This is a genomic window from Vibrio sp. 970, assembly GCF_033339075.1.
Genome location: NZ_JAWOTW010000306.1, coordinates 1 through 706 on the forward strand (window position 1 = coordinate 1; position 706 = coordinate 706).

1 protein-coding gene is annotated in these 706 nt (G+C 43.8%); it reads right to left on the reverse strand.

What is annotated here, in order from left to right:
* Positions 1-400: LysR family transcriptional regulator (locus R7Q11_RS26335; protein WP_225467017.1), on the reverse strand; the 400-nt coding region annotated here is incomplete at its 3' end.
* Positions 401-706 lie beyond the last annotated feature (306 nt).

A 706-nucleotide genomic window follows, 5' to 3' on the forward strand; every position in this document is an offset into this window, starting at 1 on the left:
CATGAATGGTCGTTGGGCTAATAATCAAATCGATCTGTTTAAGTCGTAGATCGTTCAATAACGAAGGTAAATCCGTATCGGCGCAAATGCTGATCGTGTTGGTTGGTGTGATGCGGTGGATCAGCGCTTCGTTACAGCTCAGGCGGAAAGTGCTTTGATCGGAAATGGCATCATTGATCATCGCAAACGCCTGATGAAATTTAGGTAGTAACTGATGCGCTACAGAAGTGAGTTTGATTTGTCGCCCATCCTTCACAAATAACGATTTGTTGGTTTCTTTTTCCAAACGCTTCATGGATGCGCTAATCGCTGGCTGAGTTAGCCCTAGGTGCTCTGCGGCGCGAGAGTAAGATTGATATTCAGCAACAATTAAAAAGGTTTGGAATAGATTAAAATCCATACGATACCTAAATAAAAATAATCACTAGATTGAGTGGGTGGCTCTTTGATTTTTGGGCTAGATGTTCGCCATAGACACCCACCTTGAAATAAGCCCCCTTAACGCACTTACGAGCTAAGGAGGCGACAGAGCAGTGGTTCGTTAAAACGAATTATTTAACTACTTTGATTTCAGGCATTTGATACTCACCACTTTGGATTGCATCGTCTGCGCCGTAGAAACGCATGATGGCGTAGAACGGTTTTTCAGGTACTGGCAAGAAGTTTGGATCGTCTGCACGGCCTTTCTCGTTCGCACTCATGTAAA